The sequence below is a fragment of the Streptomyces sp. NPDC048751 genome, from assembly GCF_043198595.1.
Classification (GTDB): domain Bacteria; phylum Actinomycetota; class Actinomycetes; order Streptomycetales; family Streptomycetaceae; genus Streptomyces.
On record NZ_JBICUX010000009.1, the window covers coordinates 286,360 to 303,380 of the forward strand.

Below are 17,021 nucleotides of genomic sequence, written 5' to 3' on the forward strand. Positions count from 1 at the left end.
GGCGACCGCGAGCAGGGCGTACCAGGCGCCCGCGGACGGTGATCGACCCGGTCGCCCGCGGGCGGACCTTCGAGGTGCTGATCGACCTCAGCCTGGAGGCCCAGGACGCGCAGACCGTGGCGCACTTCGAGCAGACCCTGACGCAGGCCGAGGAAGTGCTCGAGCTACGGAGACTGTTCGGCACCCCCGACTACTTCGTCCGCGTGGCCGTGGCCGACCTGCCCGCCTACGAGACCTTCCTCAGCCAGACGGTCATGACCATCCCCCGGATCAAGAACGTCACCTCCCACTTCACGCTGAAGACGGTCAAGCCGGCGGCGTGACGGCCACGGGCCACGGCTTCTCATCGCCGGGCGAGCGGGGTCTCGGACGCGACGCGGGTCAGTTTTTCCGGGTTGCGGACGTAGTAGAGGCCGGTGATGCGGGCGCCTTCGAGACGGACCGCCATGACGCCGTCGAGCTCGCCGTCCAGGCGGAGGAAGAGAGCCGGGTTGCCGTTGACGACCGTGAGGTCGCTGGTGAGCGTGGCCGCCTTCTTGCCGGCTCCGCCGACGATGAAGCGGGCCACCTTGTCGGCGCCGGTGATCGGCCGTACCGCGGCCTGCTTGATGCCGCCGCCGTCGCTCACGAGGACGACCTCGGGGGCGAGCACGTCGAGGAAGCCCTGGAGGTCCCCCGTTTCGAGCGCGTGCCGGAACGACTCCAGGGCCGCCCGGGTGGCGCTCGCGGAGACCGTCTCGCGGGGACGGCGGGCCTCGACGTGGCGGCGGGCGCGGTGCGCGATCTGGCGTACGGCGGCGGGGCTCTTGTCGACGGCGGCGGCGATCTCGTCGTAGCCGACGTCGAAGGCCTCGCGCAGCACGAAGACGGCGCGTTCCGTCGGCGAGAGCGTCTCGAGGACGAGCATCAGCGCCATCGACACACTCTCGGCGAGCTCGACGTCCTCGGCGACGTCCGGCGCGGTGAGCATCGGCTCGGGCAGCCAGGGACCGACATACGCCTCCTTGCGGCGGGTCATGGTGCGCAGCCGGTTGAGGGCCTGGCGGGTCGTGATCCGGACGAGGTAGGCGCGCTGGTCGCGCACCTCTGCCAGGTCGACCTCGATCCACCGCAGCCAGGTCTCCTGGAGGACGTCCTCCGCGTCGGTCGCGGATCCGAGCATCTCGTAGGCGACGGTGAACAACAGGTTGCGGTGGGCGACGAAGGTCTCGGTCGCCGGGTCGGTGGTGCGGTCGCTCATGTCTGGGCCTCTCCCCCGTTCATGCATGTCTTGGTCCCTCCCCCGTTTCTGTACGGTCTAGGCGGCCTGTTCGGCCGGGGCCGGGGCCGGGGCCTCCTGGCGCTGCTCGGCCTGAAGCAGCTGCTGCCGCTTGGCGCCTCCCGAGACGCGGTGCAGGCTGTACGAGCCGGGCTTGTGCGCCTCGTCGGCCAGGTGCTTGACGATTCCCTGGCACACCTTCTCCTTGAGCTTCGCGCCCGGGCGACCGGCGATGTGGAACCACACCGCCACGTCGTACCGGTGGGCGAACTGGAAGATGCCGGAGCGTCGCCCCAGGCTGATGCACTGGCCGGCGAACGCCTGGTTGAGGGGCGCGGGCCGCTCGCCGTCGATCCGGCTGAGCACCGTGTCGGCGGCCCGGGCGCCCAGCGGCATCGCGGCCTGGCAGCTCATCCGCAGCGGCAGGTCCGACGGTGCCGCCGAGTCCCCGGCCGCGACGATGCGTACGTCGTCCACGCTGGTCAGCGTCTCGTCCGTACGGAGGCGGCCCAGGGCGTCGGTGCTCAGCCCGCTGCGCGCGGCCAGGTCCGGCACGCCGAATCCGGCGGTCCAGATGGTCACCGCGCTGGGAAGCTCGCGGCCGTCGCCGAGCCGCACGGCATCGCGTGTCACCGCCGTCACCTTCGCGCCGGAGCCCTGGAGCACCGTCACACCGAGCGCGGCCAGCCGCTTGGCGACCGAGCGCCGCCCCCGCGGGTGCAGGTACGGGCCGAGCACCCCGCCGCAGACCAGGGTGACGGCGCGGCCCGCCTCCGCCAGCTCGGCGGCGGTCTCGATGCCGGTCGGACCGGCTCCGACCACCGTCACCGCGGCCGTCGCGGACGCGGCCTCGACGACCGGCCGCAGCCGCTGCGCCTCCTCCAGGCCGGCGATCGGGTAGGCGAACTCGGCCGCTCCGGGCACGCGCGGATCGGCGCTGCCGCTGCCCACCGCGTAGATCAGGTAGTCGTAGCCGACCGTGCCGCCGCTCGCCAGCGCCAGGCTGCGCCCGGCCGCGTCGATCCGGGACACGGTGTCGACCACCAGCCGGACCCCCTCGCCCAGGACCTCCCGGTAGTCGACGACCGCGTCGTCGGACCCGCCCACCAGCTGGTGCAGGCGGACCCGGTGCACGAAGGTCGGGCGCGGGTTGATCAGCGTCACCGTGACGTCGTCGCGCTGCGTCAGACGATTGGCCGCCATGACTCCGGCGTAGCCTCCGCCGATCACGACCACATCGATGTTCTCAGCCATGGTGTCTCCTCCGTCTTCCCCCGTCTCCAGGGGGTCGACCACAAGACACCGCACGGCCCACGGCTGTGACATCCAGTGACGCGGATCACATCCCTTGCTCAGTCCTGCTCCCGCTCCACCGGCAGCCACAGTTCGGCGTCGGCCTCGGTCCTGTCCGGTGACATGCGGGTGCGCAGGATCTCCGGGCCCAGGCGGGCGCGGTAGGGATTGGAGGGGAACCACTCGGCGTACACGTCCCGCCACAGTTCCTGGATGGCCCGCGGCACCGGACCGGAGACGGTGAACACCGCCCACGTGCCGGCCGGGACGGCCAGTGCCGTCGTGCCCTCGGGGGCGGCCGCGGACGTGATCACCCCCTGGTAGTAGTCGAGTTCGGTGCCCTCGGCGCGGCTCGGATCCAGGTCGTCGCAGACCGCGAGGATGCCGTTGGGCTCCTGGTCCGACAGTTTCTCCAGGCGCTCCAGGGTCTGCGGGTCGATCCCGCGGACGAAGTCGATGATCGCCTGGTTGGGTCCCGCGTGCACGAGTGGCACCCGGGTCTTGAGTCCGACCACGGTGAACTCCGGCCGGTCCACTACGCGATAGCGCATGCTGCTGCTCCCTTCGACGGTGAGGCGGAAGGTCAACCGGGGTTGGGAGACGAGCACGGCGCCCGTGCGCCGGGCCTCGCCCGGTCCGACGCCGTGCACGGCACGGAACGCCCGCGCGAACGCCTCGCCCGAGCCGTAGCCGTAGCGCACCGCGATCTCCAGCAGCGAGTCATCCCCGGCCAGCACCTCGGCGCCCGCGACGGTGAGCCGCCTGCGCCGGATGTACTCCGACAGCGGCATGCCCGCGAGCGCTGAGAACATCCGACGCAGGTGGTACTCCGACGTCGCCGCGATCCGCGCCAGCCCGGCCGTGTCGATCGACTGGTCGAGTCGGCCCTCGATGTGCTCCATGGCCTGGTTGAGCCGCTCCAGCACCCCGGTCTCCTTCCTCTTCGCGCTCACCACGCTAGGGAGCACACCACCCTCCGGACCCGACATCCTGTGCCCGATCAAGTCGGGTGGCACGGCGGGCCGCTACGTGATGCGGATCTCGGCGAGTTGGAGACGGTAGCGGGTGGATTCGTCGGTCGCGGGCGCTCCCAGCCTGGTGGCCTTCAGGCGCAGGTAGCGGCCGGTGGCGGAGGTGAGGGTGTAGGTCTGGGCGGCTCCGTTGGGGTTGGCCCGGCCGGTGACGGTGCGGACGGTGGTGTACGTGCTGCCACCGTCGGCCCGCGTCTGCAACGTGAAGTCGACGGGGAAGCCCGCGGTGCCGCCGCCGGCCGCGGCGGTGTCCGTGCGCGGGAAGAGGATGACGGAGCCGATCGCCCGGTCGGCGCCGAGGTCCACCTCGATCCACACCGGTGTGGCGCCGACGTCGGCGGAGGAGAAGTCGATGCTGGTGAAGCCCCTGGCGCCGGCCACGCTGGTGGTGGTGCCGTCCAGCACACGGGTCTTGCCCCAGTCGCCGTTCTCCAGCGTGCAGTCGGCGGTGACGGTGGTCGCCGCGGTGGGGACGGTGAGTTCGGCGAGCTGGAGGCGGTACTTCGTGGCCTCGTCGGCGGCGGGCGTGCCGAGCTTCGTGGTCTGCAGGCGCACGTAGCGTGCGGTGGTGGTCTTGAAGCCGTACGTCTGCACCAGCCCGCCCGGGTCGGGTTCGGCGGTGACGGTGCGGACGGTGGTGTACGTGCTGCCACCGTCGGCCCGCGTCTGCAACGTGAAGTCGACGGGGAAGCCCGCGGTGCCGCCGCCGGCCGCGGCGGTGTCCGTGCGCGGGAAGAGGCGTACGGCGTCGAGGTCGGTGTCGGCGCCGAGGTCGATCTCGACCCAGACGGGGTTGGCACTGACGTCGGCGGCGGGGAAGTCGTTGCTGGTGTAGCCCTTGGCGCCGGTCACGCCGGTGAGCTTGCCGTCGGTGAGCCGGTTCTTGCCCCAGTCGGCGTTCTCCAGGCTGTTGTTGCTGGTGACGGGCCTGCCCAGGGCGAGGTTGTCGAGGCGGCCCGCGCCGGTGACCGTGAACGTCCAACTGCCCGGCTGGAGAGTGAAGTAGACGTACGAGGAGTCCTTGCTCGCGTACGTCAGTCCGCTCACGCCGCCGGTGGCGGCGCCGCCCGTGAAGACGGTGGTGCCGTTCGCCTTGACGACCGGTGAGGAGCCGCCGTAGGTCGGCACACCCACCCGCGCGGTCGTGCCGCTCGGCGAGGTGAGGGTCAGGGTGACCTTGTCGCCGTCGCGGGTGACGCCGAAGCGGATGTCGCCCCTGACGGTCGGCGTGACCGTGGTGATCCGCGTGAGGGTGCCGGTCTGCGGGACCACGTCGTACGTCGTCCAGCCGGGCCGGGTGGGGCGGACACCGGCGGCGTACGCGGACAGGGCGTACAGCGGGCCGCCGTTCCAGGCGTGGTTGTCGGTGCCGGCCGCCTTGTCCCACACCTCCCACAGCGTGTAGCAGGCGGGGTCGGCGACCTGGGCGGCGAAGCGGTTGCGCATCCGCTCCTCGGCGACGGTGGGCGCGCCCATGAGGTAGAGCGCCTCCAGGACGTAGAACTCCATGTAGGGGCTGGCGTTGAGGTGGGTGCGCAGGACCTCGGTGATGCCCCGGTAGCGGGTGGTGGGGGCGAGGCCGGCGACGACGGCGAGGGCGTTGGCGCGGTCGTCGGTGTCCTTGGTGTAGTCGGGTGAGCGGTACTCGTTCTTCGTGGTGTTCCACAGCACGCGGTCGAAGTTGGCCTTGATGCTGTCGCGCCTGGCCTGCAGGGCGGCGACGTCGCTGTTGTTGCCGCTGAGGCCGGCGAGGGTGATGGCCGTCCCGAGGGCCAGGTAGTACCAGCAGTTGTCGAGGACGCGGGCGTCGATGTTGCTGCCCCAGTCCTCCCAGTCCCAGTCTCCGGCGCGGTGGTTGACGAGGCCGTCCGCGTCCAGGGTCCACAGGTTGAGGTATGCCTTCACCGCCGGGTAGGCGCCGGTGACCGCGTCGGTGTTGCCCGTGTAGAGGTGGTAGGTGCCGAAGGACCACACCGAGGCGAGCATCTGGACGGGCAGCTCGGCCGTCCAGATCGTCGAGGGGACCGGCGAGTACAGCGCGCCGCCGGACTTCTGCCAAGCGGCCAGTTGGGAGATGGCCTTGGCGCCCAGGGCGTGGGAGCGGCTGTCGAAGGTGTAGAAGCCCTCCTTGAGCTGGTTGACCACGTCACCCCACCACTGGGCGCGTTCGCGGGTGGGGCAGTCCATGTAGTTGTCCCGCATGTTGACGTACATGGTGCGCGCGGCCTTGCCCCACAGCGTGTCGAGGAAGGCGTCGCTGCTGCTGAAGGAGCCGGCGAAGTCGGTGTCGTAGCCGGACTCCCGGTACTTCAGATCGAGGATGGTGACGCCCGCGGGGATCGTGTAGCGCACGGCGGTGCCGCTCATCCACGCCAGTGCCTCGAACTCCTGCACGCCTCCCTTGCAGACGTAGGTGGCGCGCATGTTGTACTGCGTGCCGGGCTCGATCCCGGTCAGGCCCGCGCCGTCGTCATAGTGATCGGTCTGGACACCGATCACCGCTCCGGCCGGGGCGTCCACCTTCAGGTACGGGGTGACCTGGATGTTGGACGGCAGCGTCGCCGAGATCGCGGTGGAGCCCTGGCCCGTGGACGGCAGTGAGGAGGTGTTGGAGTAGGCCTTCAGCCCGGAGTAGCGGAACTGCGGGATCGGCCGCTGCACCAGGCCGTTCCAGGGCGCGGCACCGGCGGTGCCGAATTCGGTGGGAGCACCCCATCCGCTGTCGTCGAAGCCGGGCGACTCCCAGCCGGCCATCGCGGTGGCGTTGCGAGCGTCGTAGTAGACGTTCGACTCGGGCAGGCGGAAGTTGACCTGGGTGCCGCCGGTGTTGTTCGCGTAGCCCGGGTGGACGGTGTGCTTCCAGCCGGTGTCGCTGACGAGCCGGCTGGTCGTGGAGCCGGTGGTGATGTCCGACTGGAACAGCAGACCGCCCTTGCCGCTGCTGTTGTGCGAGAAGCCCTGCTTGCCGAAGTACCAGACCAGCAGCGCGACGGTGTTGTTGCCGCTGGTCAGGTAGGGGGCGAGATCGATCTCGTCGTAGTAGGTGTCCGTGCGGTTGGGGCCGCGCTTGAGCCCGCCCTCGAAGACCACCAGGGTGCCGTTCACCCACAGCCAGTACTTGGAGTCCGCCGCGATCTGCGCCACCGCCCTGGTCGGCGCGGATCCCAGCGTGAACGATCTGCGGAAGGCCACCCACTGGTTGGTGGTGCTGGAGGGCGCCCAGATCCACTTCGCGGTCCACGAGACCGCGGCGGACGCCGTGGGCGCGAGCCCGGGAAGGACCAGGGAACCGAGGGTCGGGGCGAGGGCCACGGCTATGGCCGAGCGCAGAGCGGACCGGCGCGTCACGAAGGGCATCGCGGGCTCCTACGTACGAGGTGGGGAGGGGGACGGCACATACGACCGCAGGTATTGAATCGTTTCAATCCTCTGCGTGCAGGCGAGATCCTCGCCGTGGCGCAACCGGGTGTCAATGGTCGTGCAGCCGCCGATTACGACACGAGGGGGCCGCGCCGCTCCGCTGAGCGACACGGCCCCGGCCGCCCCCGGCGGCCCTCGACGACCTCGGAGGTCCGCCCTCACCTCACCTGACGTCGACGAAGTCGCCGGCCGCCGTGGACGGGCCGGTGGTGCCGCTGCCGGCGAAGACGAAGCGGAAGTAGCCGTCGGTCCGCGCCTTGGTGGTGGTCTTCAGCGCGCCGCTGCCGCTGCTGGTGACGGTCTTCAGGGTGGTGTAGGTGGTGCTGCCCTTCTCGCGGAACTGCAACTGGACCGGTTGGGCCGCGTAGCCGGTGTAGGTGCGGCTCTCCCAGTTGGCGCGGGTCAGCTTGCCTGTGACCGTGATGGTTCTGCCCTTCGTCACCGGCTCGGGCGAGGCGTTGACCGTCACCGTGGCGGACCGCTTGACCTGCGCCGTGCCGGCGACGTCGATCTCCGTCCAGTCGTCGGTGGCGTCCTGCGCCCCGGCGAGGACGTTCCAGGTGCCGGCGAGGGTGTTGCGGTGGAGGGCCCGCGCGGGGTCCACGACGAAGCTCACCTTGCAGGTGGACGTGGTGCGGTCGGTGGGCGACACGGTGCACGCGCCGGACGACAGGTAGCTCGGCAGGTAGCCGTCGGCGTCGTCGGTGTTGGGGCCGTGCCAGAGGTAGGCCCACGACGCGAGGACGCCGTCCGGGTCCGTCGCGGTCCACGTGAGCGTGACGGTCTTCCTGGTGGTCAGGTCGAGCACGATGTCCTTGCCGCCGTTGACCACGACCTTCGAGAACGTCGTGTCACTGGACGCGGCCGGGCTCGCCGCGTGGGCGGTGGCCGGAGGCACCGAGACGGAAAGGGCGGTCACACCGAACACGACGGCGACGGCGGGGCGGATGCGCATGGGGTCCCCCTTCGGGATCGTCGGGCTCGTCGCCTCGTCTCCTGCGGCGAACCCTGATGACGTGTCACGTTGGCTAGACCCGTCAACACCGGCGCAGGTTGCCCTGATTGTTCAAGATCGTCCCAATCGGCGCAACGAGGCAGTTGTGTGACCTTTGCGGGTGGTGGTCGTTTTTCGGAGCGTTCGGCTGAGCACGAGCCCTGGCAACAGGACTCACTCCCACTCAGCCCCTAGGAACGGTCGCCCGCGCCTTGATGCGCGACTCGATGATCGCGGGCGCCCGCGGGTGGCGCAGCAGCATGCGGCGGGCCGACAGCACGCGCCGGCGTACGGCGGTCTTCCAGTCGGTGTCGCGGGCCGGTGGGTCGATCTCGCCGACGAGCACGTCGATCATGCCGTCCAGCAACTCGTTCTTGTTCGCCACGTGCTTGTAGAGCGCCATGGGTACGACACCGAGCGCCTGCGCGATCCTGCGCATGCTGAGCGCGTCGACTCCGCCCTCGTCGGCCAGCGCGACGGCCGCGCTCAGAACCCGCGCCTTGCTCAGCGGCTCACGGGGCTGCGCGGCGGAGCCGGCCTGCGTGCTGTTCTCCACGTTCCCCTCTCGTACGGGCGGGGCCCGGAGCCGACCGTCCCCCGGGACGAAGGTACAGCGTCCGCACTTCGGCGCCCTCGTGGTGGCCGCGGCAGGCGGCCGCACGTCCGGCTCGCGGCCGTTTTACTTCGCACACAGTCACTTGTGGATGCCTTGACGATCCGTTCCCGGCGCGTTCAATCCCCCGTCCCTGCAGGGGACGTGTGCCGCCCCTAAGTTCCTTCACCGTTGAGGAAGAAGGGACCCATGGACACACTCCTCGCAATCCGGGCTCGCGGGATCACCAAGTGTTTCGGCGACGTCGTCGCACTCGACGGCATCGATCTGGATGTGACGCAGGGGCAGATCCACGGCCTGGTCGGACCGAACGGCGCGGGCAAGACGACTCTGCTGGGGCTGCTGCTGGGCCTGGCCGTCGCCGACAGCGGCCGCCTCGAGATCCTGGGCGCGCCGGTCGGGCGGGCGCTCGACGCTCCTGACGGTGTCGCCGGCTTCGTGGACGGGCCCGGGCTCTACCCCTCGCTCACCGCCAGGCAGAACCTCGCCGCGCTGGCCACCCTTCGCGGAAGCGACGGCCGCGGCGGTCGCGACGCGCGGACAGCGGGAATTGACGAGGTGCTCGACCAGGTCGGGCTCACCGATGTCGCCGACGACCGGACCCGCGGTTTCTCCCTCGGCATGCGCCAGCGGCTCGGGCTCGCGGCCGCCCTGCTGACCAAGCCCCGGCTGCTGGTGCTCGACGAACCCGCCAACGGCCTCGATCCGGCCGGCAAGAAGCACGTGCACGGTGTTCTCACGCGGCTCGCGGCGGACGGGACCAGTGTCGTGCTCTCGAGCCATCGCATGGACGACCTGGAGGCACTGTGCTCCGAGGTCACCATCCTCGCCACCGGACGGGTCGTCTTCTCCGGCCCGTTGGGCAAGCTGGCCGCCGAGAACCGTGAACTCGACTACCGGCTGGTGACCTCCGATCCGCAGGCCGCCCGCCAACTGGCCGTAGACACGGCCGGGATCGGCGTCGTCGACGGCGTCGGGGCACGGCAGGACGCCGAACGGCTCGTCGTGCGGGCGCTGGTGCCCGCGCTCGACGACCTGGTGGCGCGGCTGGTCCACGGCGGCATCGCGGTGCGCGAACTGACCCCCGTGGTGTCGCCGCTCGAAGCCGCGTTCCTCGCCCTCACCGAGCAGCAGGAGGCGGGCAGATGACCGCGACCGTAGTCAACGACCATGTCACTGCCGGGACCGGACGGGTCTCGGTGCGGCGCGGCTACCGCTTCGAACTGGTGAAGCTGGTCTCGCAGTGGCGGATCCGCTTGCTGGTCCTCGCCTGCTGGATCGCGCCGACACTCTTCGTCGCCGGGGTGAGCGGGCAGAGCACGCTCCCCTCGGACACCCTCTTCGGTCGCTGGATGCACGCCACGGGCTGGGCCGGCCCGTTGGTGATGCTCGGTTTCGCGGGCACCTGGGCGCTGCCGCTGCTGACCTCGGTGGTCGCCGGTGACGTGTTCGCCTCCGAGGACCGGCTCGGGACCTGGCGCCACCTGCTCGTGGCGGTCCGCTCGCCCCGACGTATCTTCGTGGCGAAGGCTCTGGCGAGCCTCACCGTCATCCTGCTGCTGGTGGCCGGGCTGGCCTGTTCCAGCACGGTCGGCGGACTCGTGGCGGTCGGCAACCAGCCGCTGGTGGGCCTGGACGGTCATCTGCTGGCGCCGTCCGACGCCGCCGTGAAGGTCCTTCTCGCCTGGGTCTGTGTGCTCGCCCCGACCCTGGCCCTCGCCGGGATCGGGCTGCTCGGGTCGGTGGCGCTGGGGCGGTCCCCGATGGGACTGCTGCTGCCCCCGCTCGTCGCGCTCGCGATGTCGGTCGCCCAGATGCTGCCGCTGCCCGTGGCCGTGCGCCTCGCTCTGCCCGGCTCCGCCTTCGTCTCCTGGAACGGTCTGTTCACCGGCCCGGCACAGCTCGCCCCGCTGCTGACCGGCATCGTTGTCAGCCTGGTGTGGGCGGTGCTCGCGACCGCGCTCGCGTACCTGCTCTTCCTCCGGCGCGACTTCACCAACCTGGCCTACGACGGTGCCGGGCGCCGTGCGGTCACCACCGCGCTCCTGCCGCTGGTCGGACTGACCGCCCTCACCGTCGCGGTGGTCGCCGTGGCGGCCCCCTCGACGGGCTCCGGAATCGCGCAGGACAAGGTCCAGCGGTCGGTGGCCACGGCCTTCGCCCACCTCTACCGGATGCAGACCGAGCAGCTCCACCGCCCGGCCGTCACCGAGGCGCAGCTGAAGGCCACGGCGGCGTGCAGCAAGGGCGACGGCCAGGTCGCCCCCGAGGGGGCGGGCAACGACTGGCGTTGCGTCGTCAGCTGGCATCTTCCCGGCGTCACGGCCGCGGGGACGGCCATCTACCAACTTGACGTCGCCTCAGACGGGCGGTTCGTGGCCGACGGCGACGGACCCAAGGAAGTGAACGGCTACTTCCTGGTCCGTACCCCCACCGGGGACGCCCCGAATCCGCTCTGGCAGTTCGACGGCAACGTCGAGCTGCTCGACACCACCCCGAAGGGATGACTTCCATGCAGGTAACACGCCAGCGTCGGACGAACGAGAAGGGGCAGATCAGCCTCTTCGGCAGATCTGTCGGCCGCCGGACTCTGCTGGTGACGTCGGGCATCGCTGTCGCCCTCGCCGTCACGGGCACCGCCGCCGCCCAGACGTACCAGTTCGGCACCCAGCAGGTCGGCCAGGTCACCGACAACGGTCAGGTCGTCGCCGCCGACCAGTACATCGCCCCGTACGGCAGCCGCACCGTCATCAACGACGGCAAGATCATGTCGTCCTCGGTCAGCCCGGACGGCGGCCACCTCGCCGCCGCGGTCGCCGACGGTGACGCGGCGCTGGTCATCATGGACCTGAAGACCGGTCAGGTGAAGCAGAAGGTCGGCACCAACAAGGCGGACGACCTGCGCATCAGCAGTGCCTCCGTGGGCCAGGAGGGCCCGACGTACTCGCCCGACGGCAAGCAGCTGTGGCTGGGCCAGAGCGACGGCTACACCAAGTTCACCGTGAACGCGGACGGCACCCTGGCCAATCCGACGGCCGTCTCGATCCCGGCCGACGGCACCAAGCACGCGCTCGTGGGCGCGGCGGTGTTCTCGGCCGACGGCTCCACGGTGTACTCCGCGGTCAACGGCCAGAACAAGGTGGTCGCCATCGACGCGGCGACCGGCACCGTCAAGCAGACCTGGGCCGTGGGCAGCGCCCCCCGTGGCATCGCCCTGGTCGGCGACAAGCTCTACGTCAGCAACGAGGGCGGCCGTCCGGCCAAGGCCGGCGACACCACGATGAACTCCTACGGCACCCAGGTGCCGGCCAACCCGGACACCGGCGCCGCCACCACCGGCACGGTGAGCGTCATCGACGTGGCGAACCCGTCCGCCGCCGTCGGGAGCATCGACGTCGGTCTGCACCCGACCGCGGTGTACGCGAAGAAGGGCGCGGTGTTCGTCACCAACACCGCCGACAACAAGGTGTCGGTCATCAGCACTGCCAACGACAAGGTCGTGCAGACCATCGCCACCCAGCCGTGGCCGGAGGCGAAGGTCGGCTACGAGCCCAACGCGGTGACGCTCACCGACGACGGCCACCTGCTGGTGACGCTCGGCCGCGCCAACGCGGTCGCCGTCTACCGGTACACCTCCCCGCAGCAGCCGGCCGGTTTCGTCGGCCTGCTCCCGACGGACTACTTCCCCGCGGAGATCACCACCGTGGGCAAGCAGGTGGTCGTCTCCAACACCCGTGGCATCGACGCCCGTCGCCCCACCACGGCCGCCGGTCACGGCACCCACGACACGACGTCCAGCCTGACGCAGTTCAAGCTGCCGGACGACAGCGTCATCAGGTCCGAGACGGCCAAGGTCTTCAAGCAGAACGGCTGGACCCCCGGCTCGGTCAGGTCGGCCAAGGGCGACAGCCACGTGAAGCCGGTCCCGGTCCCGGCGCGGCTCGGCGACCCCTCGACGATCAAGCACGTCTTCCTGCTCGTGAAGGAGAACCGGACCTACGACCAGGTCTTCGGTGACATACCGAAGGGCAACGGCGACCCGTCGGTCACCCAGTTCGGCGAGAACGTGACGCCGAACCAGCACGCTCTGGCTCAGCAGTTCGGGCTGTACGACAACTTCTACGACGTCGGCACGAACTCCGCCGAGGGCCACAACTGGCTGATGCAGTCCGACAACCCGGAGTACACCGAGTCCTCGGCCGGTGAGTACACGCGCAGCTACGACACCGAGGACGACGTTCTCGGCCACCAGAAGACCGGCTTCATCTGGACCGGCGCGCAGGCGGCCGGCAAGTCCGTCAAGGACTACGGCGAGTTCCAGTCGATCGAGAGCAAGCCGGCCGACGCGACCTGGCAGAACCTGTACTGCGACACCAAGAACATGGAGTCGACCGGGCAGCAGACCCAGTACCCCATTCAGACGGGCTCGGCGATCCCGTCGCTGAACAAGGTGTCGGTGCCCGGCTTCCCGCTGTTCGACCTCAACGTCCCGGACATCTACAAGGAACAGATCTGGAAGCAGGACTTCGAGAAGAACGGCCCTGCGAACCTGAACATGTTCTGGTTCTCCAACGACCACACCGGTGGCCCGGCGAGCCCGGCCGCCGAGGTCGCGGACAACGACCTCGCGGTCGGCAAGATGGTCGACACGATCACGCACAGCCAGTACTGGAAGGACTCGGCGATCTTCGTCGTCGAGGACGATTCCCAGGCCGGCCTCGACCACGTCGACGGCCACCGTGCCCCGGTCCAGGTCATCAGCCCCTACGCCCAGCACGGCAGGGTCGACAGCCACTACTACTCGCAGATCACGATGATCCGGACCATCGAGCAGATGCTCGGGATCCACCCGATGAACCAGATGGACAGCGCGGCCACCCCGATGTTCGGCGCGTTCACCCAGAAGCCGAACTACACGCCGTTCAAGGCGCAGCCCAACCGGACCTCGCTGACCCTCGGCCTGAGCACCCAGCCCTCGTGCGGCTCGGACACCCCGGCACCGCAGGATCCGAGCGCGGCGCCCGCGCAGACCTCCGTGACGGTGCCGGCGTCCGAGCAGAAGGTCGCGGCGCAGTGGAAGGCCTGGGAGTCGCACCAGCGGCTGACCGGCACCAAGGCGGTTCCCGACTTCGCGAACCCCGAGCAGATGAACCGCCTCACCTGGTACGAGACGCAGAACTGGACCAAGCCGTACCCCGGCGACAGCAAGATCTACGCGCCCAACGACGTACCGGGCGCTTACCTCCCGTCGCCTGAGTCCGACGGCTGACACGGCCTGGTCCGACGCGGCCTGGTCTGACACAGCCTGATCCCCCAAGGGCCCCTGGTCGGCATCACCGCCGACCAGGGGCCTCACTCGTCGGTCATGAGAGGTGCCCCCAGGACGGAATCCGGATCTACAGGCTGCGGGCGGTGATGTCGCCGTTGGAGGTGGTGGCGCGGATGTCGAGTTCGGCGGTGCCGTCGTTCTTGAGGGAGTTGCTGATGCGGCCGTGGGAGGTACCGGCGTCCAGGGCGGCCGAGACGCCGGCGGCGGCGACGACCGAGATGTCGCCGGACTCGGTGCGCAGGACGACCGTGCCGCGTCCGGCCTCGCCGATGCGGATGTCGCCCCGGGCGGTGCTGATCTCCGCGGAGCCGCCCAGCCGGCCGACCTCGACGTCACCGTCGACGGCGGTGAGGCGGACGCTCGCGGCCTCGTCGATCTTGATCTGGCGGTACGCGCCCTCGAAGTCGAGGTCGCCGAGGCGTCCGACGACCCGGAGTTCGGCGCTGCCCGTCTTCGCCTCGACCCGGGAGCCGGCCGGCAGCTGGACGGTCACCTCGACGGCTCCGGAGGGGCCGAAGAGCTGGTTCTTCGCCTCCGCGGCCGTGATCCGCAGAACGCCGTCGCCGTACGCGACCTCGATCTGCTCCGCGTTCTTCATGTCGCGGCTCTTGGAGGCGTCCGCCGGCCGGATGTCGACCGTGGTGTCGGCGCGGTCGGCGGCGATGAACTGGACGCGCCCCGCGGGGATGGAGAGGACGGCGGAGACGGGGGCGGTGGTCTCGAACTTCTGCATGGTGTTCTCCTGGACTCGTTGTCGTTTCTGACATTGGAAACGCTACGTTGCGTTCGAGGTTCAGGCAACAAACACGTTGCGCAAGACAGCAATACACGCAGGTGAAAGCCTGGATATTGTTGCAATGGTTCTGCCTATTAATGCAACAGCCTCACCGAGTTCGTTGCATTGAATTGACGGTGAACGCTATGGTGGGCCACCACGCACCATGAAGGAGGCCGCGAATGCCGGGCGGCAGGCTCACTCAGCAGGAACGTCAGCAGATCTCGCTGGGGCTGGCCGACGGGCTGGCCTACGCGGAGATCGCCAGACGTCTCGACCGTCCGACCTCCACCGTCACCCGCGAGGTGATGCGCAACGGCGGCCCCACCGCCTACCGCGCCGACCTCGCCCAGCGCGCCAGTGAACGCCGCGCCCACCGCCGCAGGCAGGCCACGCCCCGCGGTGCCGAGGCGCCCCCGCAGGCGTACGGACGCGATCCCGAGGCCGTGCGCGCGTACGAGGAGACACTCACCACCGTTTTCATGCAGTCCGGCACGCCCCAGATGATGGCGCGGGTGATGGCCTGCCTCACCATCAGCGACACCGGCAGCCTCACCGCGGCCGAACTCGTCCAGCGCCTCCAGGTCAGCCCGGCGTCCGTCTCCAAGGCGATCGCGTTCCTCGAGAGCCAGGACCTGGTCCGCCGAGAACGGGACGAACGGCGTCGCGAGCGCTATGTCGTCGACGACGAGGTCATGTACCAGGCGATGATGTCCAGCGCCCGGTCCACCGCCCAGGTCGCCGAGACCACACGGCAGGGCGTCGGCATCCTGGGCCCCGGCACTCCGGCCGGCGCCCGCCTCGAGAACACCGCCCGCTTCCTCGACTTCGTCTCCGAGAGCCTCGCCCGCGCGGCGGACCAGGCCCGCGAGATCCTCCACACCAAACCCAGGGCCACCTCGGACGACACCGTGGAGCCGAGTCCGGATCGCGCGGCGGTCGACTGAATCAGTCGGCTGACGGCACACCCGTGTCGCCGACGATCTGTTCCGGCGACCCCGTGCCGGATCGGGCCGTGCGGTCGTGGGTGATCAGCAGTGTGGTCAGCGCGGCGGCCAGGAGGGCGAGGGACAGCAGGGAGGGGACGAGGGTGAGAGCCGGGCCGGCCACGAGGCAGAGGGCGGCGCCGGTGAAGAGGGCCGGGGAGCGGTGGTTCGTGGCGCGGAGCAGGACGGCCGCCGATGCGAGGAGGAACAGACCGACGCCTCCGGGGAGAGCCCAGGCGACCACGCCGTGCAGCGGCTCGGTCAGGTCGTAGTGGCCCGTGTCGGCGATCTGGTGGAGAGCCTTCTTCATGCCCAGGGCCGTGATGACGACCCCGGCCACCAGAGGGAGGTGGAGGAACGTATAGGCGTCGCGGGCCAGGCGGGTCCGTGCGTCGGAGGTGAGGGTGTGGAGGCGATGCTCGGCGGCCTCGCTCACAAGGCGGAAGTACAGACGGTACAGAGCGGCGGAAACCAGCAGACCCGCGACCACGGCGGCCACCACCGCGGGGGTCAGCGGCAAGCCGGTCACGCCGACACCCATGGCCACGATCGACTCGCCCAGCGCGATGATGACGATCAGACCATGGCGCTCGGCGAAGTGGCCGGGCGAGGAGATCCGCCAGCCCTTCCCTCCGGTGACGTAGACGGCCAAGTAGTCGAAAGCCACCGCGGCGAGCCAGACCAGGATCCGCGCCACACCGGTGAAGGCCGTGCCCAGCAGCAGAAGGGCGAACGGCGGCGCCACCGAGAACAGCGCCGTACGGCGCAGGACGGCCCGCAGCACCTGGTCGTCGGGGCTGGCGATCCAGTAGGTGACCAGGTGGAGGACACGGACGGCGCCATAGCCGAGGACGAACACCAGCGGGGCCGGCAGCCCGCCGGGCGCGTCGTCGTACACCGCGGGCACGATGAGGGAGACGACCAGGACGACCGCCATGACCGACACCAGCACGGCGGACAGCGGGCCGGAGTCGGCACGCACCACGTTGCCCAACCACGCGAAGCAGGACCAGCACCACCACAGCAGCGCGAGCACGGCCGTTCCGCCGAGCAGCCGCAGCGCACTCGGATCGGCCGCCATCAGCGCCGTGACCTGAGTGATCGCGTACACGAAGACCAGGTCGAAGAACAACTCGGCCGGTGTCACCCGATGACTGCCGTCCGTCGCGACCAGCCGGTGATCCTCACCACGTATCGACACAACTCCCCCTCCACGGCGCGCACTTCGCCGCCGACCCCGACGTGAACGATACCCAGACCGGAGCGGCGGCCGAGTCCGGCGGGACGGCCGACCCACTCGGGGCCGAGTGCCACGGCTCATA

At 70.2% G+C, this 17,021-nt stretch carries 12 protein-coding genes and 1 pseudogene; 5 read left to right on the forward strand and 8 right to left on the reverse strand.

What is annotated here, in order from left to right; all coding sequences use genetic code 11:
* Window positions 1–38 precede the first annotated feature (38 nt).
* Entirely contained in the window at window positions 39–323 is a 285-nt protein-coding gene (locus tag ACGFNV_RS28585) for an Lrp/AsnC ligand binding domain-containing protein (protein WP_393626116.1), read from the forward strand.
* 20 nt (window positions 324–343) lie between these two features.
* Here the strand turns inward: ACGFNV_RS28585 and ACGFNV_RS28590 are convergent, their stop codons facing one another.
* From ACGFNV_RS28590 to ACGFNV_RS28615, 6 genes and pseudogenes are all read right to left on the reverse strand, one after another.
* On the reverse strand, window positions 344–1,240 hold the full coding sequence (locus ACGFNV_RS28590; protein WP_393626118.1) for an RNA polymerase sigma-70 factor: 897 nt from the start codon (window positions 1,238–1,240) through the stop codon (window positions 344–346).
* Between the two features lie 57 nt (window positions 1,241–1,297).
* Window positions 1,298–2,512, reverse strand: a complete 1,215-nt coding sequence (locus ACGFNV_RS28595; RefSeq protein WP_393626120.1) for an NAD(P)/FAD-dependent oxidoreductase — start codon at window positions 2,510–2,512, stop codon at window positions 1,298–1,300.
* A 98-nt stretch (window positions 2,513–2,610) separates the two neighbouring features.
* On the reverse strand, window positions 2,611–3,477 hold the full coding sequence (locus ACGFNV_RS28600) for a GyrI-like domain-containing protein (RefSeq protein ID WP_393626410.1): 867 nt from the start codon (window positions 3,475–3,477) through the stop codon (window positions 2,611–2,613).
* Between the two features lie 99 nt (window positions 3,478–3,576).
* On the reverse strand, window positions 3,577–6,939 hold the full coding sequence (locus ACGFNV_RS28605) for a discoidin domain-containing protein (RefSeq protein WP_393626121.1): 3,363 nt from the start codon (window positions 6,937–6,939) through the stop codon (window positions 3,577–3,579).
* A 226-nt stretch (window positions 6,940–7,165) separates the two neighbouring features.
* On the reverse strand, window positions 7,166–7,957 hold the full coding sequence (locus ACGFNV_RS28610) for a hypothetical protein (protein ID WP_393626122.1): 792 nt from the start codon (window positions 7,955–7,957) through the stop codon (window positions 7,166–7,168).
* A gap of 244 nt (window positions 7,958–8,201) precedes the next feature.
* A pseudogene (locus ACGFNV_RS28615) lies at window positions 8,202–8,435 on the reverse strand (TetR/AcrR family transcriptional regulator); the annotation flags it as partial.
* Between the two features lie 363 nt (window positions 8,436–8,798).
* Here ACGFNV_RS28615 and ACGFNV_RS28620 point away from each other — a divergent pair.
* Genes ACGFNV_RS28620 through ACGFNV_RS28630 form a run of 3 tightly spaced genes read left to right on the forward strand, consistent with a single transcriptional unit; the run spans window position 8,799 to window position 13,878 of the window.
* Window positions 8,799–9,758, forward strand: a complete 960-nt coding sequence (locus tag ACGFNV_RS28620) for an ABC transporter ATP-binding protein (RefSeq protein ID WP_393626124.1) — start codon at window positions 8,799–8,801, stop codon at window positions 9,756–9,758.
* Complete coding sequence (locus ACGFNV_RS28625) at window positions 9,755–11,116, forward strand: ABC transporter permease (protein ID WP_393626125.1); 1,362 nt, start codon at window positions 9,755–9,757, stop codon at window positions 11,114–11,116. The genes ACGFNV_RS28620 and ACGFNV_RS28625 overlap by 4 nt, the downstream gene beginning before the upstream one ends.
* Window positions 11,117–11,121: 5 nt before the next feature.
* Window positions 11,122–13,878 carry a bifunctional YncE family protein/alkaline phosphatase family protein gene (locus ACGFNV_RS28630; protein WP_393626127.1) on the forward strand — a complete coding sequence of 919 codons (2,757 nt, stop codon included), beginning with the start codon at window positions 11,122–11,124 and terminating at the stop codon, window positions 13,876–13,878.
* A gap of 127 nt (window positions 13,879–14,005) precedes the next feature.
* On the opposite strand, the gene ACGFNV_RS28635 is transcribed toward ACGFNV_RS28630, so the two are convergent.
* The gene (locus ACGFNV_RS28635) at window positions 14,006–14,671 is read right to left on the reverse strand and encodes a DUF4097 family beta strand repeat-containing protein (protein ID WP_393626128.1); all 666 of its coding nucleotides are present in this window, start codon (window positions 14,669–14,671) and stop codon (window positions 14,006–14,008) included.
* A gap of 224 nt (window positions 14,672–14,895) precedes the next feature.
* Here ACGFNV_RS28635 and ACGFNV_RS28640 point away from each other — a divergent pair, with 224 nt between their 5' ends.
* Window positions 14,896–15,660 (forward strand): helix-turn-helix domain-containing protein, encoded by a 765-nt coding sequence (locus tag ACGFNV_RS28640; RefSeq protein ID WP_393626130.1) that lies wholly within the window; start codon window positions 14,896–14,898, stop codon window positions 15,658–15,660.
* Between the two features lies 1 nt (window position 15,661).
* Here the strand turns inward: ACGFNV_RS28640 and ACGFNV_RS28645 are convergent, their stop codons facing one another.
* Window positions 15,662–16,900, reverse strand: coding sequence for a low temperature requirement protein A (locus ACGFNV_RS28645; RefSeq protein ID WP_393626131.1), 1,239 nt, complete (start codon window positions 16,898–16,900; stop codon window positions 15,662–15,664).
* Window positions 16,901–17,021: the final 121 nt, after the last annotated feature.

Coding starts and splice junctions, on each gene's coding strand:
- ACGFNV_RS28590 (WP_393626118.1), bottom strand. CDS start 1,240: ATGAGCGACCGCACCACCGACCCGGCGACCGAGACCTTCGTCGCCCAC.
- ACGFNV_RS28595 (WP_393626120.1), bottom strand. CDS start 2,512: ATGGCTGAGAACATCGATGTGGTCGTGATCGGCGGAGGCTACGCCGGA.
- ACGFNV_RS28605 (WP_393626121.1), bottom strand. CDS start 6,939: ATGCCCTTCGTGACGCGCCGGTCCGCTCTGCGCTCGGCCATAGCCGTG.
- ACGFNV_RS28610 (WP_393626122.1), bottom strand. CDS start 7,957: ATGCGCATCCGCCCCGCCGTCGCCGTCGTGTTCGGTGTGACCGCCCTT.
- ACGFNV_RS28620 (WP_393626124.1), top strand. CDS start 8,799: ATGGACACACTCCTCGCAATCCGGGCTCGCGGGATCACCAAGTGTTTC.
- ACGFNV_RS28625 (WP_393626125.1), top strand. CDS start 9,755: ATGACCGCGACCGTAGTCAACGACCATGTCACTGCCGGGACCGGACGG.
- ACGFNV_RS28630 (WP_393626127.1), top strand. CDS start 11,122: ATGCAGGTAACACGCCAGCGTCGGACGAACGAGAAGGGGCAGATCAGC.
- ACGFNV_RS28635 (WP_393626128.1), bottom strand. CDS start 14,671: ATGCAGAAGTTCGAGACCACCGCCCCCGTCTCCGCCGTCCTCTCCATC.
- ACGFNV_RS28640 (WP_393626130.1), top strand. CDS start 14,896: ATGCCGGGCGGCAGGCTCACTCAGCAGGAACGTCAGCAGATCTCGCTG.